Below are 24,410 nucleotides of genomic sequence, written 5' to 3' on the forward strand. Positions count from 1 at the left end.
TCGTTGTGATGATAAAAAGGCGGGGATAAAAAGGAGACCTCATGAAGGTGTTTTGGCAGTTAGGCTGGTTTTTTAAACGTGAATGGCGTCGTTATCTCGGCGCCATGATTATTTTAGTATTTGTCTCTGTCTTCGAGCTGATCCCGCCGATGGCCGTGGGCCATGTGGTTGATGGCGTGGTCGCGGGCGAGATTTCCACTGAGCTACTGATGTGGCTACTGGCAGGCATGCTGGCCATTTGGGTAGTGGTATATCTGCTACGTATTGTGTGGCGAGTCTGGCTATTTGGTGCCGCGGCTGAGCTGGGCACTGTGCTGCGCAATCGGCTTTATGATCACTTTACCCGTCAATCCCCGCATTTTTTCCGTCGCTATCCGAGTGGCGATATCATGGCGCGTTCCACCAATGATGTGAAAGCAGTGGTAATGACGGCCGGTGAAGGGGTCCTGACTGCCGGGGATTCCATTATCACAGGCGTTGCTGTGCTCATTGTGATGGTAAGCCAAATTAGCTGGCAGCTGACGCTTTTAGCGCTGTTACCGATGCCGGTGATGGCGGTGCTGGTCAATCGCTTTGGCCGTCGTTTGCACCATACCTTTACCGAATCGCAAGCGGCGTTTTCTGAGCTTTCAGAGGTGAGTCAGTCCTCACTGTCAGCAGTGCGTATGGTACGTGCATTCGGCTTAGAGCAGCACCAGATGAATCAGTTTAATCAAGTTGCCGATCGTACTGGGGAGAAAAACCTCGCGGTGGCACGGGTTGATGCGCTGTTTTCGCCGGTGATCCAAGGCACCATTGGCGCTTCGTTTTTCCTAACCGTGTCTGGCGGCGGCTACATGGTCGCCACTGGTGATATTTCGCTTGGGGATCTTACCGCATTTACCTTGTATCAAGGCTTGATGATTTGGCCGATGCTCGCGGTGGCGTGGCTATTTAATATTATTGAGCGTGGGCGCGCCGCTTGGACGCGGATTGATGCGTTACTGCAAGAGCAGCCGGATATTGTTGGCGGTGACACGCCGCTGCCTAACACCATGCAGCCGTTGACGCTGGCCATTGAGCAGTTTAAGTGGCAACCGGATGACAGTTTTGCCCTCAAAGATATCCATGTGACGCTTCCGCCTGGGGCCATGCTGGGGATTGCCGGCCCAGTCGGCAGTGGTAAATCAACCTTATTGCAATTGCTACTTCATCTGACCCAGCTTGAAAAGGGTGATATTCGCTATGGTGATGTGTCGATAGCGGAGGCTGACTTGTCGTCATGGCGACAACGTTTCGCGGTGGTGACGCAAACGCCGTTTTTGTTTTCGCGCTCGATTGCGGAAAACATCGCCCTTGGTCGTCCGGATGCGACCCAAGCGGAAATCGAACAGGCGGCGACACTTGCCTGCATTGATGAAGACATCCGTCAGCTGCCGCACGGGTATGAAACCGCGGTGGGTGAAAAAGGGATCACCTTATCTGGTGGTCAAAAGCAGCGTATTTCGATTGCTCGCGCTTTATTGGTGGAAGCGGAGTGCTTGATTTTGGATGATGCTTTGTCAGCCGTTGATGGTGACACCGAGCACCGCATTTTGCAGAACCTGCAACAGCATCAGCACACCCGTACCACGATTGTGATAGCCCACCGCTTATCGGCACTTGAAAACGCCGATGAAATTGTGGTGCTCACTCATGGGCAAATCCGAGAGCGTGGCCAGCATCGCCAATTGATTCAACAGCCAGGATGGTATCAAGAAATGCACCAATATCAGCAGCTGGAAGCGGCATTGGAAGCCGATGAGGAGCCGCGCCATGACTAAGCGAGAGATCTTATTTCGATTGCTAAGCTACATGCGCCGCGACAGGCGTCAATTCGTGATTGCCACGGTTTTCTTGCTGGTGGCGGCTGTGGCCGAAGTGACGGGGCCTTATTTAGTGCAAATCTTTCTCGATAATTATGTCGCCAAAGACCATTATCCGGCGGTGATTATGTGGGCACTGGCGGTGGGCTATATCGTATCGACCATTGTTTCCGCGGGCTTTCAGTATCAGTACGAGCTGCGTTTTAACACCATGGCGGTGGCCATCATTCAACGTATTCGTAAAGCGGTGTTCGCCAATGTGATTAAACAGCCTCTGTCAGCCTTTGATTATGTGCCAATGGGACGCATTGTATCGCGCTTAACTAACGACACCGAGTCGTTGAAAGAGCTGTATGTGTCGGTGCTTTCTACCTTTTTACGTAACATAGCGCTAATTGGTGTGATGCTGGTGGCGATGCTAATGCTCAGTGTGCAACTGACAATGGTGGTGCTGGTGCTACTGCCGTGTGTGGTGCTGGTGATGGCGCGCTATCAAAAACGTTCAGCGCCTGCGTATCGTCGGGCGCGAGATCGGCTAGCAGATATCAACGGGGTGATGAATGAATCTGTGCTCGGTATGAATTTGATCCAGCTAATGCAGCAAGAGCGGGCGTTCTCCTCGCGATTCAGTGATATGACTGCGGATCACTTGGATGCCATGGTCACTATTCAGCGCCTTAACGGGATCTATCTCCGCCCTTTGATTGATTTATTGGCGGGGGCCGCCTTGCTGTCTTTGGTGGCTATCTTCGGTTTTAGCGGCACAGCAGTGATTGGTGTTGGGGTGCTATACGCCTTTTTAAGCTATTTGGGGCGGATCACCGAGCCATTGATTGAAATGATGCAGCAACTGTCACTGCTTCAGCAGGCTATCTCGGCCGGTGAGCGGCTTTTCGAAATGATGGATACGCCGCCTGAGCAATATGGCCATGACACCACGCCGATCCCTGATGGTGCCATTGCACTGCAGAATGTGTCGTTTTCCTATGATGGTGAAACACCGGTGTTGTCAGACGTGAATGTAGACGTCCCTGCCGGCGGCTTTCTGGCGTTGGTGGGACATACGGGCAGCGGTAAATCAACTTTGGCGTCGCTATTGATGGGGTTTTATCGCGCAGGCGAGGGGACGCTGACGCTGGGTGGATTACCGATCGAAAGCTTGAGTCATCAAAGCTTGCGTGAGGGCGTTGCCATGGTGCAACAAGATCCGCACATGCTGACGGGGAGTTTGCGAGAAAACATCGCGCTGGGGCAGACGCTGGACGATGAAAAAATCTGGCATGCGCTCGAACAAGTGGCGCTGGCAGATTACGTGAAAGGGTTGCCAGCGGGGCTGGATACCTTACTTGGCGAGGGCGGGATGACCTTTTCTGCCGGTCAGCGCCAGCTGTTGGCTCTGGCGCGCGTGTTGGTGCGTCAGCCTAAAATTCTGATCCTTGATGAAGCCACCGCCAATATCGACTCTGGTACCGAAGAGCTTGTGCAACAGGCGCTGAATCGGTTACGCCAACAGATGACGGTGGTGGTGATTGCGCACCGCTTATCGACCATTGCCGAGGCCGATAACATCCTCGTCTTGCATCGTGGCCGCGTGATTGAGCAAGGGCGTCATCAAAGCCTGCTGCGTCAGCAAGGTCGCTACTGGCAGATGTATCAACTACAGCAAGCCAGCGCGCATTTAGCCGCATTAGAGGAAGAGGCGCAGGTGTAGCGGCTCAGTCATGAGTGAAGCAATCAAAAAGGGGCGCAATGCCCCTTTTTTGTGCTGCTCAGACTCCCTCACGCTCGAGACGTTGATGGTTAGGAGAGTTTACGCATCAAACCTTCTTGGGTCGCTGAAGCAACAAGATCGCCTTGCTGATTAAAAAGTTCGCCGCGTACAAAACCACGCGCGCCACTGGCGGACGGGCTTTCAATCGCAAACAACAGCCACTCATCCATTCTAAACGGGCGGTGGAACCACATGGAGTGATCAATGGTGGCCACTTTCATGCCCGGCGTAAGCAGCGTCACTGCGTGAGGTTGCAACGCCGTGACCAAAAAGCCCCAATCGGCGGCATAGCCGAGTAAATACTGGTGGACATGAAAATCGTCGCCGACTTCACCATTGGCGCGGATCCACAGATATTGCTTAGCCGGCGCGGAATGGGGTTTAAGTGGGTTGATCACTGTGGCAGGCCGCACTTCAATCGGCTTGTCACCCCCAAAGGCTTTGACCACATTAGGGGGAAGCTTGTGAGCGATATCATTGACAAGTGACTGCTCAGAGCGCAAGGTCTCGGGCGCTGGCACGTCTGTCGGCATGGTGTTTTGATGCTCAAAGCTTTCTTCCTCTTCTTGATAAGAGGCGGTGAGATAAAAAATCGGTTTGCCGTACTGCACGGCTTTTATTCGCCGTGTGCTGAAACTTTTTCCGTCTCTGAGTATCTCAACATCATAGATGATCGGCTGCTCAGGATCGCCTGGGCGCAGAAAATAGCTATGGAATGAATGCAAAAAGCGATCAGGGTCAACCGAGGTTTTGGAGGCCGATAAGGCCTGTCCAATCACTTGCCCACCATACACTTGGGGGAGTCCAAGGTTCTCACTTTGACCGCGGTACAGGCCAGTGTCTAGTCGCTCAAGCTCTAGCAGCTGTAAGAGTTCTTTCAGTGGTTGGCTCATAAGTCCTTGATTCATGCTATGCTTCCATTGTTATTGTTCAAGCTATCATAACCTTAGCGTTTTTGCCGCATTTGAACGTGCTTCAGTGAGGATTCTTTAATGAAGAAACTAACGTTTCTATTGTTCGCCTTATTCACTGCTTTGGTGTTTACTGCTTGTTCTGGAAATAGCCAACCTAATGATTTAGCAAATGTTTCTGGTAGCTTGGTGTATCGAGAACGCCTTGCGTTGCCCGAAAATGCCAGTGTAACAGTGCGCTTGGTAGAGATTAAAAACATCGATGCGCCAGGCAAAGTGATCAGTCGACAGTCTTTCGTGACGGAGGGGCAACAAGCGCCTCTGCATTTTTCCCTCAACTATGATCCGAGCCAAATTACGACGACGCACGATTATGTGATCACCGCCCAGATCGATGTGAGTGATCGGCCTCTGTTTATTACCAATACGGTCAATAAAGTGATCACGGATACGAATCATACCTATGATCCAACGCTAACACTGGTGCGCGCGGGGCATTGATCGCTACACTGGTGAGAGATATCCGCACAAGGAGTGTGCATGCGAATCTCACTGTTTCTCTGGCCCGTGTTGGTGCTGACGGTTATCGCTGTCGCGGGGATTAGCGCCACGTTTTCCCTGAATAGTTTAGCGATTGGCGCGTCTGCTTTATTCTTTTTCTATCCAGATAAATTCGCGAGTTGGTGCTTGGCGCTAGCGATGGCGATTTTTGCCTTTACCTTGCCATATCTCCCTACGCTGTTAGCCGCGAGCACGCTATTGCTTTTGCCGGCTTTGTCTCTCTGGTTCAATCCCGACCGACATCCACACGTCAAGCTATTACTCTGTGCGGTGATGGTTGCCATGTTCGCGGGGATGATGGCTTTGCAATCTGAAGCTAAATTGGGTGGCTCACCGAGTACTCTCGCGCTGCAAACGCTAGCACTCGTGGGGTTATGGCTTGCGATCAGATATTGGCCAGGTTATCAGCCTCCCCATCGCGGGGCCTGGCTGTTACTGCCTGTATTAGTGGCGGTGAGTGGCTGGCCTGCTGCGTTATGGAGTGCGACAACGGTGATGATTATTTGGTTGTTACAGTGGGTGGGATTCACACCACAATTTGCTCGCTCACGTCACCTTGCCTTGCATCTTATCCCGAGTATGCCGTTTTTGGTGATTACGTGGATTACCCCTGGACAACTCACGCTGTCGCTATTAGTCGCGTGGGCTACCATGCTTGCGGCGATTTGGGTTGGTGAGTATTTGCTATTGGAAGAGCCGGACGATCAGTAGGAAAATTGCCTAGAAGATAAACAGTTAACGAATGAGGTCATGAATCCTCCTTGCATTGCATCCAGCCTTGCCACATAATGCCCCGCAGTTAAGCAAGCTTAACGACATATCGATGGAGGCCTCCTTGGTTCTCCCGCAACACTATCTTGTGTACTGGGTCAGGTCCGGAAGGAAGCAGCCCGCGCTTGGGACGTGTGTGCCGGGATGTAGCTGGGGAGGTCTCCGCCCTTTCTGCCTGTCGTAAAACGTTCTCACTTCCTCTATTGACTCTCTATCTTTATTGACTGTGTGACACAGCTACTTTCTAACCAGCTACAATGTTGACACTCGGGTGACACAGCTTTTAATTGCTTAACTATGATCTCATCATTAGCACTTGTTGCGTCAGTGTGAGGGTCCAAAAGGGTGGCAAAGTGGTGTTTCGAGCGTTAGCAGCGTTACTGTTGGCTTTACTCAGCAGCCAAACGGCGGCCAGTGAGCTGCACACGCAACTGAAAGGGTTTTATGATAAGGCCTGGCAAACGGGCACCTTGATGGTTGCACAGCCGGCATTAAATGCCTATCCGCAGGCTTTGTTGGTCAGTCAGTCGCAGTACCCTGATTTCGAGAATGTTAACTGGCAGGACTTAAACGCACTACACCAAGTGGTGCAAACGTGCCAGCCGACCCCCAGTATCGTGTCCCCCCTTTTGTTAGCCGCCCAGCGTTTTGAATTGGCTTTGTGCCGTGATGAGCCTTTACCCATTGAGTGGTTTGAGCAAAACCCGCTACTCCATCCTGCCGGTGGAAGTTATGCTGAACGTTATGTGTCAGCGCGTGGGATCGACACGCCGTCACCTGAACTGGTACAACGTTTTACCTTAGCCAACGAAAAGCACCCTCTACATGCTGCACTGAATGTCCTCAGTCAGGCAGGCCGAGATGCGTTACTCAGTGGTTACCGTGCGTATTTAGATGGCGGGCGCCTGTGGCTTAACGGCGAAGAAGGGTGGAAGGCGCTATCTCATGAACAATGGGCGCCAATTGCTGAGCAATATCGTTTGAGTTTATCGACGAATACGACGGGGTGTGATTACCGCTATGGAAATATTTGTAATCAACTCCACCCGGCGTATCGTGGCGTGATGATTGCGGTGTTGGTAGCGGTTTTTTGTGCGCTAATAGTTGGTTTAGCGCGTAGCCTATACGATCGATACCAGCAGCGCCGTGAGCGCCAATTTATTCTCCAGTTGCTGACGCATGAGCTAAGAACACCGATCGCAAGCCTAGGTATGACGGTGGAAATGTTGCGCAGCCAGTTCGATTTGCTTGAGCCCAGCACGCAAGATGTGCTTTGGCGATTACTGGCGGATCATCAACGCTTAAGTCAGCTGACAGAGACCAGTAAGGGCTATTTAAGTACCGATAAACGTGAGCAATTTAAGTTACAAACTGCGTCCTTATCGGAGTGGCTGGATAATATTTGCGATTGCCTAGAGGTTGACTACACCCTTGAGCAAGATAAAACACTGACGTTGCCTTTCTACTGGTTATCCATCTGCTTGAAAAACCTGATTCAAAATGCCCATCATCATGGCGGTGATCAAATTTGGCTTCGTGTATGCGTGGATAAGCGCGTACGAGTTTGTGTGTATGATAACGGAGTTTTTCCATCCTGGTGGCAAAGGCTGTGGCGGCGATATAAGTCGTCACCGTCAGAAAGAAACATGGGGATTGGATTGTTTTTAGTGGCGCGTTTAATGCGTCAAATGGGGGGGAAGCTAGTGATCAAGCGCCACCCAACCTGCTGTATTCTGGAGTTGCCGCAATGAGCCATCTATTGTTGATTGAAGATGACACCTTATTAGGGGAAGGCTTACGCCAGTTTTTGGAACAGCAAGGGTTTGAATGCACCTGGCTGGCAGAGAGTAATAAGGTGGATAAGCATTGGTTTCATGCCGATTTGGTGATTTTAGACCGCCAGCTCGCCGATGGCGATAGTTTAGCGCATCTGCCTCATTGGCTGTCTTTAAAAGCAGTGCCAGTGATCGTATTGACAGCCAAAATTGAGGTTGAGCAACGGGTTGAGGGCTTAATGGCCGGCGCCAAAGATTATGTGGTTAAACCCTTTTCACATCAGGAGCTCTTGGCGCGTATCTATGCCCAATTACGGCCCTTAGGAGAAAGCCAACTCGTATACGGGCAGATCAAGGTTGAACCTGGATCCCGTCATGTGTATTGGCAAGACCAGGATGTGACGCTCAAGCCTAAAGAGTTTGATTTATTGCTATTGCTGTTACAAAACCAAGGGCGGGTTTTTCATCGCGAAGAATTGCTCAATAAAATATGGGGATATCAGGCGTTTCCTACCACGCGCACGGTTGACAATCATGTGTTGCGACTACGACAAAAGTTGCCCGGTTTAGCGATAGAGACGCATCGCGGTGTCGGGTATCGGTTGGTGGTGCTATGAACGGGTTTGGCTACCACATACTCGTGATAGCATGCATGGTATGCAGCTTCAGTGTCCGCGCTGAGCAAGTTTGGTTTCCAAAAACACCGATGCAGGAAACCTATCAGGCACTCCTCGCAGATAGGCCCAAGGTGGCGTGGCAAGAGCTTATTTTTGCGCTATCTCAGCAGCAGATACCGACTGAGCATTGGGCGAAGATCAAGTACGCGATCATCAATCAAACGGATTGTGGCCAACAGTTAACTGAGCCCAACGGTAAAGGGATCCCTCAAGGGTTAACCATTGCATTTGTACGACGGGCAGGCGCCTCAAGTCTTGGCTATGAAATCAAGCTTTCTGCCGAGCAGGTCGAGCGTGATACCTTGCTAACCCTCACTGATCCTACCGGGCAAACGGTGCTCAATGAGATCTTGAACGCGAAAAGCGGGTATCAAGAAATAGAATCAGGGCAACTATTTACCCAAATTATTCCTGGTATTTATGAGTTAAAAATGGGTGGTCAGCATTATAGTTTGGTGGTGTATGGGCTGCCACGCCGCCCTTGGGTAAAACTGATAGGCCATCCTGATCAACAGCTCGCAATCGATTTGCCCGATACGCCTTTGAGTTGTTCGCCAGCCGCTGCACACTGGTTGTGGCTTGATGACGCCTATCGCTGGGTCGAACAAACGCCGATTTATCTGTCCGGCCGCGCAGACAACTCCCACGCGCCAACCAAGATAAAATTGCCCACCTCATCACTTGTTAATGCTGAGCATTTAAGCGTCACTGTCAGCCATTTTGAGTATCAAGGTGCCATTAAAGTCAACTATGTTGAGCGATTAGCGTTGCCGCTGCCTCGAACAGTGAATAAAGAATGAGCCACAAAAAAGCCCGCATTTACGCGGGCTTTTGCTAAATCTTATTGATTGATGATTAGTTAAGGTAAGCGTTTAGCATCCACATCAGTTTTTCTTGTTCGCGGATGTAATCGCTCATCAGTGCAGATGTCCCTTCGTCACCCGCATCACCGGCAAGGTTCATGATATCGCGTTGTAGGCCAATCAGAACACTAAAGCCTTCGACTAATGCACGGACACCAGCTTGACCATTTGCTTCGGGTGCATGCTCTTTAATTTCACTGACCTTCAGGTACTCGCTGAAGCGATGTTCGGCGGTGCCACCGATGGTGAGAATGCGCTCGGCGACTTCGTCAATTTTGGTTTGAAGATCGGTGTAAATCTCTTCAAATTTGGTATGCAACTCGAAAAAGTCGTTGCCTTTGATGTTCCAGTGAAAACCACGCACATTGGTGTATAGCACTTGGTAGTTCGCTAATAGCGTATCCAAACGCGCGCCTAGATCTTCGGCTTTGCTGCTGTCTAGTCCAATCAATGCTGCTTGCTTACTCATTTAATGCCTCCTTAGTGGCAAATCAATGTGTTCGACCCTTCGCTTTATCGCGAGTGCCAAGCACTGGAAACGGTTCGTTCCAAACGATGTGGATAGAGTAACTACCCGATATAAAAAAAGAAAATGGAGTTAACCTATATACGCGATAGGTGTGACCTATGATGTGATCGAGGTATCGTCATGAACAATAAAATGCTCCGGCAGGCGCTCGAGGCCAGCCATTAGCGCTTGTAAACATTGCGCGTCGATGGCTGTGCCTGTCTCTTCTTTCATGATAGAGAGGGCTTTGTTCATCGGAATCGGGCCACGATAGGGGCGCTCGGCAGTGATGGCATCGAAAATATCAGCGGTGGTAATAATGCGAGTGAGCAAAGAGATGTCATCGCTTTTGATCCCCTCAGGGTACCCAGTACCATCGAGCTTTTCGTGATGGGCGCTGGCGAACTTGGCAAGATGATCGAATTGGTGGATTTTCGATAAGATGGTTTTACTCAGTGCGGCATGGCGTTTAACATGCTCCCATTCCTCTTCATCCAATTTTCCCGGTTTATCAAGCACATCATTGCTTACGCCGAGCTTGCCAATATCGTGCAGTAACGCGCCACGCTTTAGCCATTTTTTTTCCTGTTCACTGATACCAAGCTCATCAGCAATTAAGCTGGCGTAAACGGCCACGCGCTCGCTGTGACCGGAGGTGAAAGGGCTTTTGGCATCAACAATGCGCCCGAAAGCCGCTGCAATGTCATCCAAGTAGTCATCATCGACCGGAATACTTGTGTCAGCCGGCGTCATCGACAGCACGTCTTTTTTTAACGCGGGGCTGTCCAGTTGCTGCCAAAACTGCGGCTCGCGCGCTATCTGTAAAAAGGTATCGACCAGCGTTGGATCAAACCAGGTGCCGCGACGGTTTTTTAGCTCGCGAAGTGCGGCGTCGACACCGGACTCGGTTCGGAAGACATCAATGACTTGCGTCATCAATGCGATGCGCGAAAAAAAGGGGATCTGATCGGCCTTTAACTGATCAGGACGCCCACCACCATCATAGTGTTCATCCAGCGCATAGATGGCTTCAGCAACGGTTTCACTAAAACGTAAATCGCGTGCGACATCGGCACCACGGGTACATCGCGTTTCGATCAGCTCTTGCGCATACATGTCACCGTTGCGGATGATATCGAGTGTGGTCGAGAGTTTTTGCATGAAGCCGCGTTTGACCCCAGTATTTTTTAACACAAAGTTAAGTACGCTGGACAAGCTACCGTCCACTACCTTGTAGCTTTGTTTAAACGCTAAATCATTGGTGAGGTAAAGCTCACAGATCCGTGCCGCATTGCTGCTGCAGCCCGCATCTTTTAGCAGCAACGTATAGAAAAGATCATGACGTTGTTGATCATCGAGCGCTAAGGCGTCAGCGAGTTTCATTCCTAACCACGTGCAGCGCATACAATGTTCGGGAGGTTGCCCCTCCGTCATATCCAACGCGGTACTTAACGCCAGAATAAGCTCCGATAATTGCAACTGTGTCGCGCTGCTGGCCTGGGTGTGCATCGTATTTCCTTATCCTTTGTACTCATCGCGACCGAATGGCAATGAGATCGACGGTTATTGTGTCAGCCGACGAACGGTAGCGGACACTTCTTCCGCGCCGGCATGAATGTCACTCATCACAGTGTCGGCAGCGGTGACTTTTTCTTGTCCTATGGTCGATTGCTCGGTCACTCTTTCCATTGCCTCACTCACGCCTTTGATCAGTTGTTGGTTTTCATCGACAACATCGGCAATTTCGGTGGTCGAGTGACTAGTGCGTTGCGACAGGCCGCGTACTTCATCGGCGACCACGGCAAAGCCTCGCCCTTGGTCGCCCGCGCGTGCGGCTTCTATTGCCGCATTTAGCGCTAGAAGGTTCGTTTGCTCTGCGATTTGCTTAATAGTGGTGACGATGTTTTCGATACTTTGTGCGTGCTCACTCAATTGTGCGACTTGATTGGTGGCCTCGACGGCTTGATCGTTCACACTCTGCGACAGCTTGACGGCCTCTTGTAACAAGGCACTGCCGTTTTCACTGTGGCGGAGTGTTTGTTCGGAAGAGGCTTGCGCGAGTTCTGCCGCCTGATTGACTGCCTGGTTTTGTTTCACCGTATCGGTGATGGCAGTAGCGAACTTGATTACCCGATGAACGTTTCCCTTCGCATCAAAAACGGGATTATAGGTGGCTTCTAACCAGACTTCGTTACCATATTTATCGCGGCGCAAATATTGCCCAGAAGTGAATTGTCCGCGTGCTAAATTCGCCCAAAAATCAGGGTTCTCATCGTAAAAGTCCTGATCACAGAACATACGGTGATGTTGGCCTTTGATCTCGTGGTCTTGATAGCCGACTGCAGCGAGAAAGTTATCGTTGGCACGAATAATCGTGCCATCGGGCTCGAATTCAATCACCGCCAATGAGCGGTTAATCGCTGCTAATATGGCCTCTTGTCGGCGGGCGTCTTGATACTGTTGCGTCACATCAGCCGCTAATTTGCGAATGCTGACGACTTTGCCGTTGGCATCTTTAATGGGGACATAGGTCGCTTCCATCCAAATCTCGGCGCCGGATTGATGGCGGCGACGAAACACCCCTTTTTGTGCCTTTCCTTGCGCGAGTGACTGCCAAAACTGCTGGTAACTTGGGGCTTGACTGGTCTCGTCAAAGCACACCGCACGGTGATGTTGGCCGATGACTTCATCGGCGGTGTAGCCGATAATATTGAGCAGCTTGTCATTCACATCGGTAATAATGCCATCAGGTGTAAAGGTGATGGTGGCAATATGTGCTTTGATAGCATCGAGCTCTGCTTGGAGCGCGGCTTTTTCTGCTCGGCAGGTGTCCAGCTCTCGCTGCGCTTTTTTGAACATGACAGCAAACTTCCTTTTGTTCAGGTGTTTATGTTAACGGCGCGTCTTGTTTCATCGTTATAAGGAGGCGCACCATGATAAGTGTAGGCGATAATGACACTCCTAATGTGATCTTGTCCCCAAATACATTGTGGTTGCCAGTATAAAAAGCCATTTGTGTTGAGAAACTCGATGATTATAAAACTCTCAATTGTGTATCTGTTTGTGTGTTTTCCCTTTCTTTTCCGTCCGTGGGTACGTAACCTGTGTGACTTCGATCATGTTTAATTATAGCTGAATGTAACGTATTCATAACCTCTCTTCACCTTTGCTTACAACTTTGCTTTTCTATTTTCAATAATTTCTGAAATTTCCAAATTTTCATTGATCTCCCACAAAGAAACTCCGTATTATCCCACAGAAGCACTGTGAGGGAGATCAAGATGGAGCTATCACAAGAACTACGTAATGTGGTGATGCACTTTGGTGAAATGGGAAGTCGTTGGGGCTTTAATCGTTCGGTGGGCGAAATGTTGGCACTGATTGTGTTGAGCGAGCATCCACTGAGCGCAGACGACATTGTGTCGGCGCTCAACATTTCTCGTGGCAATGTCAGTATGGCAACCAAAGAGCTGCAAGGCTGGCACTTGATCCGTTCGCAGCGCACCCCCGGGGATAGAAAGGACTACTTTGTGTCCAATGGCACTATCTGGGAGTTGGCGCAGCAAGTTCTCGCCGAAAGGAAGAAGCGGGAAGTTGACCCTACTTTATCCATGCTGCGCTCACACTTTATGCGGAGTGAAGACGACGCAGAGAGTCACTCGGTTAAGCAGTTGCACGAAATCCACGATCTCCTAGAGCTGTTTAACCACTGGTTTGACGATGTGCAGCAAATGAAACCTGAACATCTAAAAAACTTGATGAAGCTGGGTAGCAGTGTCGGCAAGCTTCTTGAGTTATCCGGCAAGCTGTTTCACAGCAAGTCCAACGAAGAATCGGGTAGTTAACCTCCTGAGGGTAATGTCATGTTAGATACATTAATGTTGTCGCGGATCCAATTTGCGGCCAACATCAGCTTTCACATCCTGTTTCCCACCATCACAATCGCGCTTGGGTGGATGCTGGTGTTTTTCAAGTTCCGGCACAACCGTACCGGTGAGCAAATCTGGTTGGATACCTACTACTTCTGGGTAAAAGTGTTCGCGCTCACCTTTGCGCTAGGGGTGGTGTCTGGGATCACCATGAGTTTCCAGTTCGGCACCAATTGGCCTGGCTTTATGGAAAAGGTCGGTAATATTGCCGGGCCTCTGTTGGGCTATGAGGTGATGACCGCCTTTTTTATGGAGGCGACCTTCCTTGGCATTATGCTGTTTGGTAAAAATCGCGTTCCGAACTGGGTGCACACATTAGCGACGCTGCTGGTGGCGATTGGTACCACTATTTCTGCGTTCTGGATTTTGGTGCTGAACAGCTGGATGCATACGCCAACCGGTTTTGAAATTATCGATGGTGTGGTGCATCCAACCAGTTGGTTCGAGGTGATTTTTAATCCGTCTATGCCGTATCGCTTAAGCCATATGCTATTAGCGTCAGGGCTGACCGCGTCTTTCTTGATTGCCGGTATTTCTGCCTACCAGAAGTTGAAATCGCCTAAATCAGGTGTGGCAGATAAACCATTAAAAGTAGGGATCACGGCTGCCGCCATCCTTATTCCCTTGCAAATTTTTGTCGGTGATATGCACGGTCTCAATACCCTTGAACATCAGCCGCAGAAAATTGCGGCCATGGAAGGGGTTTGGGAAACCGAGCAGGGTGCGCCTTTGCTGTTGTTTGCGGTACCCAATGAAGAAACACGTTCCAACGACTTTGAAGTTGGGATCCCGAATCTGGCGAGCTTGATTCTGACTCACCAACTCGACGGCGAGATCAAAGGGCTGGAAAGCTTTGACTATCATCCGCCGGTGAAGCCGTTGTTCTTTGGTTTCCGCATTATGGTCGGAGTGGGCGTATTGATGCTGCTGGTAAGCTGGTTTACAGCGTATCGCGTGTGGCGTAACCAGCCGATGCCCAAGTGGCACTTAATCGGCCTAGTCGCTATGACGTTTTCCGGTTGGGTGGCCACGCTTTCAGGCTGGTATGTGACGGAAATCGGTCGTCAGCCCTGGCTGGTGCAGGGGGTGCTTAAAACCGCCGATGCGGTCACTCCAGTCGCAAGCTCGCACGTAGGGATTACCTTAACCATTTACCTGACGCTCTACGCGGTGCTAATGGTGGCGTATATCCGCACCTTATTCTTTTTGGCGAAAAAACGCCTGCCTGAATATCAATCAGACAATCACGCTCAGCCTGAGAAAGAGGTGAACGTATGAGCATAACTCCTTATCTGCCTGAAATTTATCTGCTGCTGTTTGGCTTTTCGGTCTTCATGTATGCCGTGCTTGATGGCTACGACCTTGGCGTCGGTATGCTGTTACCAAGCTGCAATCAGGCGCAGCGTGACCGTATGATTGCGTCAATTGGTCCCTTTTGGGATGCTAACGAAACCTGGCTGGTGTTGGCGGTGGGATTGTTGCTGATTGCTTTCCCAGCGGCCCACAGCATGATTTTGACTGAACTGTACCTGCCAACGTCTGTGATGCTAGCTGGGCTTATCTTACGTGGTGTCTCTTTTGATTTTCGTGCCAAGGTGAAGCCAGAGCGTAAAGATCTCTGGGACCGTTGTTTTAAAGCCGGGTCTTTTATCGCGTCAATGACGCAAGGCTACATGATTGGTCGCTATGTGTTGGCCTTTGATGACAGCACAGGCTCATATTTGTTTGCGCTATTAAGCGGCCTCTGTGTTACCGCAGCGTACATCTATATCGGCGGTACCTGGCTGGTGATGAAAACCGAGGGGGATTTGCAAAAACGTGCGGCTAAATGGTCACGTCGTGGCGGTTGGCTGGCAGCACTAGGGGTGTTAGCGATCAGTATTGTCAATCCTCTGGTCAGTGAGACAGTCGCAGCGCGTTGGTTTGGCTTCCCTGAAATTTTATTACTCGCACCCGTCCCGTTGGTTTGTCTTGCCATCATGCTGCTTGTTGATCGCTACCTACGCCACGTACCGGTCGAAAACGATGTGGGATACCAGTTCCCTTTCATTGGTGCAATTTTCCTATTCGCATTGAGTTTCTTTGGTCTCGCGTATAGCTTTTTCCCCGATATTATTCCTGGGGTGATGACAGCAAAAGAAGCGGCCAGTGCGCCGGGTACCTTATTGATTGTGGGCTATGGTGCCATGTTTGTCTTGCCCATGATCTTCTTGTATACCCTGTTTGTTTATCGTGTCTTCTCGGGGAAAGCGACAGAGCTTAACTACGAGTAGGGCGACGTTAACATCATCGATGAGGCGCTCAGGCTTTTTGACAGGCCTGAGCGCTTTTTTATGCCCTCCTGTGGCTGGCCTTAAACGCGCTTCTATTAAGCGATGTCAAGGTTGCCTGTTATCGCTTCATGCATCACGCTGCGACGTCATAAAACTTGTCACCCTAAACATTTAGGGGGTTAACCATTACATCTCATTTATTTGTCGTCCGTTTAGTACGACGCTTTCCTCTCTTTATCTTATTGTGACGATCCGTGCCTAACTGCCACTTGTGGCTAATTAGTAGCGATATTACTCTAATGTGCCGCATTTTGCTGTTATCTTTTTATTGCTATGTGGCCGGCACGTCTCGGTCGTCGAGACAATGAAGCGTTTTTCTTCTTTATGCCCCTTATTAAAGCCAGCTTTTAGGGTTTGGTAAGGCGGTTTTTTACACGATTTGCTCACAAATAGTGCTATCAGCACAAAATATTAGGTCTGGAATCAGTCAGGGTAAAATTGACCTAAATCATTGTTTTGTCTTTATCTAGCTGTTTTTTGGTGGGGGTGGGTGTAGCAAATTGGTTAAAAATAATGTTTGAGATCTAAAGATTAGCGTGTAAGATTATCTTTAACTAATCGTTCAATTAAAAACGAATGGGAGACGAAATGCCTAAGGTAGGGATGCCGGAAGTACGAAAACCGCAACTTGTTAGAGCCACCATGACGGTGATTGGTCGAGTGGGGCTACATGCGGCAAGTATTTCTTTGATTAGTAAGGAAGCCGGCGTATCGACAGGCATTATCAACCACTACTTCGGTGGTAAGCATGGCTTGCTGGAAGAAACGATGCGCGTGGTATTGCGCGAGCTTTCAGCCACTGTGATCGGCGCATTGAAAGAAATTCCGCGTCATCACCACCAGGCGCGTATTAACGCGATTATTAATGCCAACTTTGAAGGTTTTCAGGCCAAATCTGATGTGGTTAAAACCTGGTTGGCGTTCTGGTCTTATGCCATGCATGACAACGAGTTACATCGTTTACAACGCGTGAACGAGAAGCGCTTGCTGTCACATTTGCGCATTGAACTTCGCGCACTATTGCCAGAAGAGCAGGCTGCGATGGTTGCTCAGGGGATTGCCGCATTGATTGATGGTATCTGGTTGCGTGGTGCATTGAACCCTAAAGGTATTGATGCCAACAACGCACGCACCATTATCAATGACTATTTGGATAAGCAACTGACCTTTTATGGTCGTCCTCAGAGCTAAGCCTCAACAGAGCCTTACATGCACACTCGAACAGAAATGAATTCAGGATTAATCATGGATGCGAAAACGCTTTTTATTAACGGTCAGCTTACCTCCGCAACAAGCGGTGAGCAGTTTGCAACGGTAAACCCAGCAACGGGCGAGACACTGGCGCAAATTGGCCAAGCCTCGGCAGACGATGTGCAAGCTGCGGTGGATGCCGCTAAGCAAGGTTTTGCGGTTTGGTCACGTATGACGGCCATGGAGCGTAGCCGTATTTTGCTTAAAGCCGTTGCGTTGTTACGTGAGCGTAATGATGAGCTAGCCAAGCTGGAAGTACTAGACACCGGCAAACCGATGCAAGAAGCGGTAGAGGTTGACGTAGTGACGGGCGCGGATGCGATTGAGTACTTTGCTAACTTGGTACCATCAATGCAAGGTGAGCAGCAACCGCTTTCTGACAACCAATTCTTCTACACCCGCCGTGAGCCACTGGGTGTGTGTGCAGGCATTGGTGCATGGAACTATCCGATTCAAATTGCCATGTGGAAGTCAGCACCTGCCTTAGCCGCGGGTAACGCCATGGTTTTCAAACCCTCGGAAGAAACACCGCTGACCGCACTGAAACTGGCAGAGATCTTTGCAGAAGCGGGTATGCCTGCCGGTGTCTTTAATGTGGTGCAGGGTGATTATCGTGTGGGTCAAATGCTGACGGCACATCCTGAGATTGCCAAAGTATCGTTTACCGGTGAAGTGGGCACGGGCAAAACCGTTATGGGTGACGCCGCGAAGACCCTGAAATCAGTCACGATGGAACTAGGCGGTAAATCGCCATGTATCGTGTTTGATGATGCCGACCTGGACAATGCGGTATCCGCAGCAATGGTGGCAAACTTCTACACCCAGGGTGAAGTGTGTACGCACGGTACACGTGTGTTTGTTCATGACAGCATCTATGACCGCTTTATTGAACAGCTTAAACATCGTACTGAAAAGCTTGTTATCGGTGACCCAACCGACATGAACACGCAAATTGGTGCGCTGATCTCAACCGATCACCTTGAGAAAGTGATGACGGCTATCGAGACCGCAAAACAAAGCGGTGCGACCTTGCTGACCGGTGGTTACCGCGTCACTGAGAACGGCCTCGATAAAGGTAACTTTGTGGCCCCCACCATTTTCACTGACTGTGACGACAGCATGGCGCATGTTCGTGACGAGATCTTTGGCCCTGTGATGTCAGTGCTGCGTTTCTCTGACGAGGAAGAAGTGGTAGCACGTGCCAACAATACTCACTATGGCCTAGCGGCTGGTGTCTTCACCCAAAACCTATCGCGTGCACATCGCATTATTCATCAACTCGAAGCGGGTATTTGCTGGGTCAACACCTGGGGCGATTCGCCGGCTGAAATGCCTGTCGGTGGCTATAAGCATTCAGGGGTAGGGCGTGAAAATGGTGTCGAAACCCTCACGCATTATACCCAAACCAAGAGTGTGTTGATCGAGCTTGGCGACTTCGCCAGCCCTTACGCCTAATTTCTAACGGAGCGACCAATATGTCACAACGCTACGATTATATTATCGTCGGCGCGGGTTCGGCCGGCTGCGCATTGGCTGATCGGCTGACCGAGTCAGGCCAACATCAAGTGTTATTGCTGGAAGCCGGTGGTACCGATAAGAGCATTTTTATTCAGATGCCAACGGCGCTATCGATCCCGATGAATACCAAACGCTACGCGTGGCAGTTTGAATCTTTGCCTGAGCCAGGCCTTGACGGCCGCCAACTGCATTGCCCGCGTGGCAAAGTGCTGGGGGGAAGCTCATCGATTAATGGCATGGTGTATGTCCGCGGTCACGCTTGTGACTTTGAAGAGTGGGTTGAGCACGGTGCTAACGGTTGGGATTACGCGAGCTGTTTGCCGTACTTTAAGCGCGCAGAAACCTGGTCTGGCGGTGCCGATACTTACCGTGGCGGTCAGGGGCCTGTGGGCACATGTAACGGTAACGACATGAAACTCAACCCGCTGTATCAAGCCTTTATTGATGCGGGTGTCGAAGCAGGCTATCCCGAAACAAACGATTACAACGGTTATCAGCAAGAGGGCTTTGGCCCTATGCACATGACCGTCGATAAGGGCGTGCGTGCTTCTACGTCGAACGCTTATCTGCGCCGCGCACTGAAGCGCAGCAACCTGACCTTGAAAAAAGGTGTGGTCACCCGCCGCATCTTGTTGGAAGGCAAGTGCGCGGTGGGCGTGGAATTTGAAAAAGGCGGCAACATCGAGCATGTGATGGCCGACAAAGAAGTCATTTCGAGTGCGGGTTCTGTGGGATCGCCACAGCTGCTGCAGCTATCAGGGATTGGTTCACGTGATGTGCTGGAGAAAGCTGGCGTAGACGTTAAGCATGAACTGCCGGGTGTGGGTGAAAACCTGCAAGATCACCTCGAGGTCTACTTCCAGTTCCACTGCAAACAGCCTATTACGCTTAATAGCAAGCTGGGCCTTATCAGCAAAGGCATGATTGGCACTGAGTGGATCTTAACCCGTAAGGGGCTGGGGGCCACCAACCACTTTGAGTCATGCGCTTTTATTCGCTCTCGTGAAGGATTGAAGTGGCCGAACGTTCAGTATCACTTCTTGCCTGCAGCGATGCGCTATGACGGCAAAGCCGCGTTTGATGGCCATGGTTTTCAGGTACACGTTGGCCCGAACAAACCAGAGAGCCGCGGTCACGTTCGGATCAAATCAGCCGATCCGCACGATAAGCCGTCAATCCTATTTAACTACATTACCACCGAGCAAGATCGCCAAGACTGGCGTGACACCATCCGTTTGACCCGTGAAATCATGGCGCAAAACGCGATGGATACCTTCCGCGGCGATGAAATTCAGCCGGGCAATGATGTTCAGTCTGATGAAGCGATTGACCGTTGGGTGAAAGACAACGTGGAAAGCGCGTATCACCCCTCGTGTACTTGCAAAATGGGCGCCGACGATGACGCATTGGCTGTGCTTGATGAGCAGTGCCGTGTGCGTGGAATTCAAGGGTTGCGGGTGGTGGACTCGTCTGTCTTCCCGACAATCCCTAACGGCAACCTAAATGCCCCAACCATCATGGTAGCGGAGCGCGCCGCTGACATGATCCTTGAAAAGCCACTCTTGCCTGCCGAGCAGGTGCCAGTATGGATTGCGGCTGAGTGGCAGCACAAGCAACGCAATCAAAACGCGCAGAGTGATGATGCCACCGCCGGTGAGCACACACTAGAAACTAATCAGTAAGCATTACAAGGAAACTAAGATGTCAATGAATAAACGTAAAACCAGCAAAACTCTGATGACCGCAGTCGGTTTGAGCTCAATGGTCGCTTTTAGCGCCGCCGCTAATCAGTGTGAGACAGTCCGCTTTTCGGATATCGGTTGGACAGACGTGACCTCAACGACTGCCATCACTACTGAAGTGCTGAAAGGCATGGGTTACGAGACACAAACCGATCTATTGTCTTTGCCGGTAACCTTCTCATCACTTGCGTCGGGCGACATCGACGTATTCCTCGGTAACTGGATGCCTACGCAAACAGGCGATATCAAAAAGTATCTTGACGAAGGCTCGATCGACAGCGTTCGCGCCAACCTGACAGGTGCCAAATATACCCTCGCCGTGCCTAAGTATGTTTACGATGCGGGTGTTACTAGCGTCGCAGATATCGCGAAATACGCTGACAAGTTCGACTCACGCATTTATGGCATTGAGCCAGGTAACGACGGTAACCGCCAGATCCAGAAAATGATCGATACCGATGATTTCAACCTGGGTGACTTCCGTCTTATCGAATCCAGTGAAGCTGGCATGGTGTCTCAGGTGTCTCGTGCCGTTCGTCGTGACAAGTGGGTTGCCTTCCTCGGTTGGGCCCCGCACCCAATGAACAGCAACTTTGATATGAAATACCTATCTGGTGCGGACGAGTACTTTGGTCCTAACTATGGCGGTGCCACGGTTCATACCAACGTACGTAGCGGCTATGTCGAGCAGTGTGCGAACGTCGGTCAAATGCTTGAGCAACTTGAGTTCAGCCTCAAGATGGAAAACGAAATGATGGGCAAAATCCTTAATGACGGAGAGAAGCCTCAGGCCGCGGCACGCGAGTGGTTGCGTAATAACCCAAGTGTGCTGAACAAGTGGCTAGACGGCGTGAGCACCGTTGATGGTGAGAACGCGGTTGAAGCGGTCACTGAGTACCTGAAAAAGACTGAAGCGTAAATAAAAAAGTGTAGAAGGAGAGGGCGGTGTTAACGCCGCCCCTAAGGTTTTATTGTGAATATTATTACAGATAACAAGATCCCACTCGGTCAATGGATGGAAAATGGTGTTGACTGGCTAACCATGAACGCCGCCGGCTTTTTTGATGCGATCTCAATTGGCTTAGATACGACCATCACACTATTAGTCGACATTTTTAAATGGATGCCAGCGGCAGGGCCGATCATTATGACAGCCGCCTTAGCATGGTACCTGCAGCGTCGAATTTCCATCGTGATCTTTGTTGTGAGTGCGCTCTTGTTGATCCTCAACCTGGGCTACTGGCAAGAGATGCTGGAAACCTTTGTTCTGGTATTTGCCGCGACAACGATTTCCGTATTAATTGGCATACCGCTTGGGATAATGGCCGCGCATCGGCCCTTGGTGTACACCATTATGCGGCCCTTATTGGACTTGATGCAGACGGTACCGCCGTTCGTCTACTTGATCCCAACCTTGGTGCTGTTCGGTTTGGGCATTGTCCCAGGTCTGATTTCAACCATCATTTTTGCCATCGCGGCGCCGATTCGTTTGACGTATCTCGGCATTACCCGTGTACCGGAAGAGTTGGTAGAGGCAGGACGCGCATTTGGTGCTAACCGTATGAAACTACTGTTTAAAGTGGAGCTTCCTGCGGCACTGCCTAGCATTATGACGGGTGTGACTCAGTGCATTATGTTGTCACTGTCGATGGTGGTGATCGCGGCGCTGGTAGGTGCTGATGGCCTCGGTAAACCAGTGGTTCGTGCACTGAATACCGTCAACATTTCTCAGGGTTTTGAAGCGGGTCTGGCGATTGTATTGGTAGCCATCATTCTTGACCGCCTGTGTAAAGCACCAAATCAAGGCAACGAATAAGGGGGAAACCATGGACGCAATCGCAATTAAAAATTTAGACGTGGTGTTTGGCGACAATGTTAAGCCAGCACTGGATCTGCTTGATGATGGATTAAGCCGCTCAGAGATTATCGAGAAAACCGGTCAAGTTGTGGGCGTGGACAATGTCTCACTCAATGTGAAAGAAGGTGAAATCTGCGTCTTGATGGGTTTATCTGGCTCAGGTAAATCGAGTCTACTGCGCGCCGTGAATGGATTGAACCCCATCAGCCGCGGTAGTCTTGAAGTCCGTGATGGCAACAGAATGGTCGACATGGCAACAGTTGACTCGCAAACGCTTCGCCACCTTCGTACTAACCGTGCATCTATGGTGTTTCAAAAGTTTGCGCTTATGCCTTGGATGACAGTGGTTGATAACGTCGCCTTTGGCCTAGAAATGAAAGGTATCAGCAAGAAAGAGCGTCGTCGACAAGCGCTGGAAAAGCTAGAAATGGTCGGGTTGGACGACTGGGCTTATCAATATCCGCATGAGCTGTCTGGTGGTATGCAGCAGCGCGTTGGCTTGGCCCGTGCGTTCGCGATGGACAGTGATATTCTACTGATGGATGAACCTTTCTCGGCACTGGATCCACTGATCCGTGCGCAGCTACAAGATGAGTTGCTAGAGTTGCAGAAAAAGCTCAACAAAACGATTTTGTTTGTGAGCCATGATTTGGACGAAGCCCTGAAAATTGGTAATAACATTGCCATCATGGAATCAGGCCAGCTTATTCAACATGGTAAGCCTGAAGACATTGTGCTGCGTCCTGAGACGGATTACGTGCGTGACTTTGTTGCTCATACTAATCCATTGAACGTGTTGAAAGGGCGTTCGATGATGAAATCTGTTGACGACTTACCTCATGTCGACAACCGTTGGAAAGTGTGTGAGCAGCGTGATATTTGGGTTACCGCAGAGCAGGGCGGTCGTTTGTCAGCCGCTGCAGGCTCACAGCCCCTACGAGTCGTTGAATGGGAAAAAGACGTTCAAGATCTGTCACAAGTTGGAGACGACACCATTGTGGTTGCCTCGCCTGACATCGAAATGCGTGATGCGATTGAAATTCGCTATCACACTGTTAAGCCAGTGTTACTCATCGAAGAAGGGAAACTGGTTGGTACCTTATCTGACCATGACTTCTACCACGCGCTGTTAGGTAAGTTTCAACAAAAGTGCACTGATAAAGCGGCGTGACATTCGGTGTATGAATTGTCTATAGACAGATGAATAAAACAGCCTGCTCCAAGAGCAGGCTGTTTTTTTACGTATCTATGTGTGTACCGAGGTTTGGTGCCTCACTCATATCGCCTCACGAGCGCCCTTGTTGAGCGAGACGGACAAAGTACTAGGGCATTATCACGGTATCAATCACATGAATAACGCCGTTAGAGGTCATGATATCGGGCTTGACGACGGTAGCGTTATCGATTTTGACATCCCCGTACGATGTTTTGATCATTACGTCACTGCCTTGCACTGTGGTCGCGGAAGACATCCCCATCACTTGCTCTGCCGTTACTTTTCCAGGGACGACGTGGTAGGTCAGGATCTCGGTGAGTTTGTCTTTGTTTTCTGGCTTGAGTAGGGTGTCCACCGTGCCGTCAGGTAACTTATCGAAAGCCGCGTTCGTGGGGGCAAAGACGGTAAACGGGCCCTCTCCTTTCAATGTATCAACAAGGTCCGCGGCTTTAACGGTTGCCACCAATGTTGAAAAGTCGTCATTTTTCATTGCTGTATCAACAATGTCATGCTCACCTTTGTGGTGGGCAGCGACGGCGCTTCCCATCCCAACCAGCAATGTCGCAGTGATGGCTAATTTCGTGATCGTGCGTGTTAACATCATTGTTCTCCCTTTTGCGTTCGTTTCCCCACCCAATAAGTTGCCTTATTACAACCCTTGGTGACGACTTGGGAAGTATCAACTTGTTGCAAGGATGAAAACGAGGACGGGAGCGAAGTCGATCACTGGTAAGGAGAGTATTCCCCATCTTCCTCTTTTCTACGCCTAATAACCGCCGCCGTCTTGTGAAATTTTTCGAACGAGTCATTCATATTATTGTGATTGTCGTCACGTTCTGTCAGGCGTAACCTCATTCTCGTTCCACGGCAATAACGCAATAA

General features: G+C 50.3%; 21 protein-coding genes, 1 other RNA gene and 1 pseudogene. 17 read left to right on the plus strand and 6 right to left on the minus strand.

Annotated features, from left to right (window positions below; all coding sequences use genetic code 11):
* Positions 1-41: 41 nt before the first annotated feature.
* Together EHW58_RS03070 and EHW58_RS03075 are read left to right on the plus strand one after the other, a co-directional pair.
* Complete coding sequence (locus EHW58_RS03070) at positions 42-1,802, plus strand: ABC transporter transmembrane domain-containing protein (RefSeq protein ID WP_152794737.1); 1,761 nt, start codon at positions 42-44, stop codon at positions 1,800-1,802.
* Positions 1,795-3,555, plus strand: a complete 1,761-nt coding sequence (locus EHW58_RS03075; RefSeq protein ID WP_077578532.1) for an ABC transporter transmembrane domain-containing protein — start codon at positions 1,795-1,797, stop codon at positions 3,553-3,555. Before EHW58_RS03070 ends, EHW58_RS03075 begins: the two co-directional genes overlap by 8 nt.
* Before the next feature lie 89 nt (positions 3,556-3,644).
* Here the strand turns inward: EHW58_RS03075 and tesB are convergent, their stop codons facing one another.
* A complete protein-coding gene (gene tesB / locus EHW58_RS03080) occupies positions 3,645-4,508 on the minus strand; it encodes an acyl-CoA thioesterase II (protein WP_046073853.1) in 864 nt (287 codons plus the stop codon).
* 99 nt (positions 4,509-4,607) lie between these two features.
* Here tesB and EHW58_RS03085 point away from each other — a divergent pair, with 99 nt between their 5' ends.
* From EHW58_RS03085 to EHW58_RS03110, 6 genes are all read left to right on the plus strand, one after another.
* Positions 4,608-5,027 carry a YbaY family lipoprotein gene (locus EHW58_RS03085; RefSeq protein ID WP_046073620.1) on the plus strand — a complete coding sequence of 140 codons (420 nt, stop codon included), beginning with the start codon at positions 4,608-4,610 and terminating at the stop codon, positions 5,025-5,027.
* A gap of 39 nt (positions 5,028-5,066) precedes the next feature.
* Positions 5,067-5,798 carry a hypothetical protein gene (locus EHW58_RS03090; protein WP_152794741.1) on the plus strand — a complete coding sequence of 244 codons (732 nt, stop codon included), beginning with the start codon at positions 5,067-5,069 and terminating at the stop codon, positions 5,796-5,798.
* A gap of 122 nt (positions 5,799-5,920) precedes the next feature.
* An RNA gene (ffs, locus tag EHW58_RS03095) (signal recognition particle sRNA small type) lies at positions 5,921-6,017 on the plus strand.
* A gap of 197 nt (positions 6,018-6,214) precedes the next feature.
* The gene (locus EHW58_RS03100) at positions 6,215-7,609 is read left to right on the plus strand and encodes a DUF3404 domain-containing protein (RefSeq protein ID WP_194163204.1); all 1,395 of its coding nucleotides are present in this window, start codon (positions 6,215-6,217) and stop codon (positions 7,607-7,609) included.
* Positions 7,606-8,250 (plus strand): response regulator transcription factor, encoded by a 645-nt coding sequence (locus tag EHW58_RS03105; RefSeq protein WP_077578529.1) that lies wholly within the window; start codon positions 7,606-7,608, stop codon positions 8,248-8,250. The genes EHW58_RS03100 and EHW58_RS03105 overlap by 4 nt, the downstream gene beginning before the upstream one ends.
* Complete coding sequence (locus EHW58_RS03110; protein WP_152794747.1) at positions 8,247-9,110, plus strand: DUF2861 family protein; 864 nt, start codon at positions 8,247-8,249, stop codon at positions 9,108-9,110. Before EHW58_RS03105 ends, EHW58_RS03110 begins: the two co-directional genes overlap by 4 nt.
* A 55-nt stretch (positions 9,111-9,165) precedes the next feature.
* On the opposite strand, the gene EHW58_RS03115 is transcribed toward EHW58_RS03110, so the two are convergent.
* The 4 genes and pseudogenes from EHW58_RS03115 to EHW58_RS16010 form a co-directional block, all read right to left on the minus strand.
* Positions 9,166-9,642: a Dps family protein gene (locus EHW58_RS03115; RefSeq protein ID WP_077486604.1), complete on the minus strand. Its 477-nt coding sequence runs from the start codon at positions 9,640-9,642 to the stop codon at positions 9,166-9,168.
* 156 nt (positions 9,643-9,798) lie between these two features.
* Positions 9,799-11,190 carry an HD-GYP domain-containing protein gene (locus tag EHW58_RS03120; RefSeq protein ID WP_152794748.1) on the minus strand — a complete coding sequence of 464 codons (1,392 nt, stop codon included), beginning with the start codon at positions 11,188-11,190 and terminating at the stop codon, positions 9,799-9,801.
* Between the two features lie 54 nt (positions 11,191-11,244).
* On the minus strand, positions 11,245-11,778 hold the full coding sequence (locus EHW58_RS16005) for a methyl-accepting chemotaxis protein (protein ID WP_255377317.1): 534 nt from the start codon (positions 11,776-11,778) through the stop codon (positions 11,245-11,247).
* Positions 11,773-12,540 (minus strand): annotated as a pseudogene (locus EHW58_RS16010) (PAS domain-containing protein); the annotation flags it as partial. The gene EHW58_RS16005 and the pseudogene EHW58_RS16010, both read right to left, overlap by 6 nt.
* Positions 12,541-12,962: 422 nt before the next feature.
* On the opposite strand from EHW58_RS16010, the gene EHW58_RS03130 reads away from it, so the two are divergent.
* From EHW58_RS03130 to choV, 9 genes are all read left to right on the plus strand, one after another.
* Positions 12,963-13,526, plus strand: a complete 564-nt coding sequence (locus tag EHW58_RS03130) for a GbsR/MarR family transcriptional regulator (protein WP_152794750.1) — start codon at positions 12,963-12,965, stop codon at positions 13,524-13,526.
* An 18-nt stretch (positions 13,527-13,544) separates the two neighbouring features.
* Complete coding sequence (locus EHW58_RS03135) at positions 13,545-14,888, plus strand: cytochrome ubiquinol oxidase subunit I (protein ID WP_046073609.1); 1,344 nt, start codon at positions 13,545-13,547, stop codon at positions 14,886-14,888.
* Positions 14,885-15,883 carry a cytochrome d ubiquinol oxidase subunit II gene (cydB, locus tag EHW58_RS03140; RefSeq protein ID WP_046073608.1) on the plus strand — a complete coding sequence of 333 codons (999 nt, stop codon included), beginning with the start codon at positions 14,885-14,887 and terminating at the stop codon, positions 15,881-15,883. The genes EHW58_RS03135 and cydB overlap by 4 nt, the downstream gene beginning before the upstream one ends.
* Before the next feature lie 648 nt (positions 15,884-16,531).
* Entirely contained in the window at positions 16,532-17,134 is a 603-nt protein-coding gene (betI, locus tag EHW58_RS03145; protein WP_046073607.1) for a transcriptional regulator BetI, read from the plus strand.
* Positions 17,135-17,188: 54 nt separating this feature from the next.
* Entirely contained in the window at positions 17,189-18,649 is a 1,461-nt protein-coding gene (gene betB / locus EHW58_RS03150) for a betaine-aldehyde dehydrogenase (RefSeq protein ID WP_046073606.1), read from the plus strand.
* A gap of 20 nt (positions 18,650-18,669) precedes the next feature.
* The gene (betA, locus tag EHW58_RS03155; RefSeq protein ID WP_152794754.1) at positions 18,670-20,394 is read left to right on the plus strand and encodes a choline dehydrogenase; all 1,725 of its coding nucleotides are present in this window, start codon (positions 18,670-18,672) and stop codon (positions 20,392-20,394) included.
* Positions 20,395-20,413: 19 nt separating this feature from the next.
* On the plus strand, positions 20,414-21,373 hold the full coding sequence (locus EHW58_RS03160; protein ID WP_152794756.1) for a choline ABC transporter substrate-binding protein: 960 nt from the start codon (positions 20,414-20,416) through the stop codon (positions 21,371-21,373).
* A gap of 54 nt (positions 21,374-21,427) precedes the next feature.
* Positions 21,428-22,270, plus strand: a complete 843-nt coding sequence (gene choW / locus EHW58_RS03165; RefSeq protein WP_046073603.1) for a choline ABC transporter permease subunit — start codon at positions 21,428-21,430, stop codon at positions 22,268-22,270.
* 10 nt (positions 22,271-22,280) lie between these two features.
* Positions 22,281-23,483 (plus strand): choline ABC transporter ATP-binding protein, encoded by a 1,203-nt coding sequence (gene choV, locus EHW58_RS03170; RefSeq protein ID WP_046073602.1) that lies wholly within the window; start codon positions 22,281-22,283, stop codon positions 23,481-23,483.
* A 151-nt stretch (positions 23,484-23,634) separates the two neighbouring features.
* Here the strand turns inward: choV and EHW58_RS03175 are convergent, their stop codons facing one another.
* The gene (locus EHW58_RS03175; protein WP_152794865.1) at positions 23,635-24,129 is read right to left on the minus strand and encodes a fasciclin domain-containing protein; all 495 of its coding nucleotides are present in this window, start codon (positions 24,127-24,129) and stop codon (positions 23,635-23,637) included.
* Positions 24,130-24,410 lie beyond the last annotated feature (281 nt).

The organism is Salinivibrio sp. VYel1 (assembly GCF_009377945.1).
Classification (GTDB): Bacteria; Pseudomonadota; Gammaproteobacteria; order Enterobacterales; family Vibrionaceae; genus Salinivibrio; species Salinivibrio siamensis.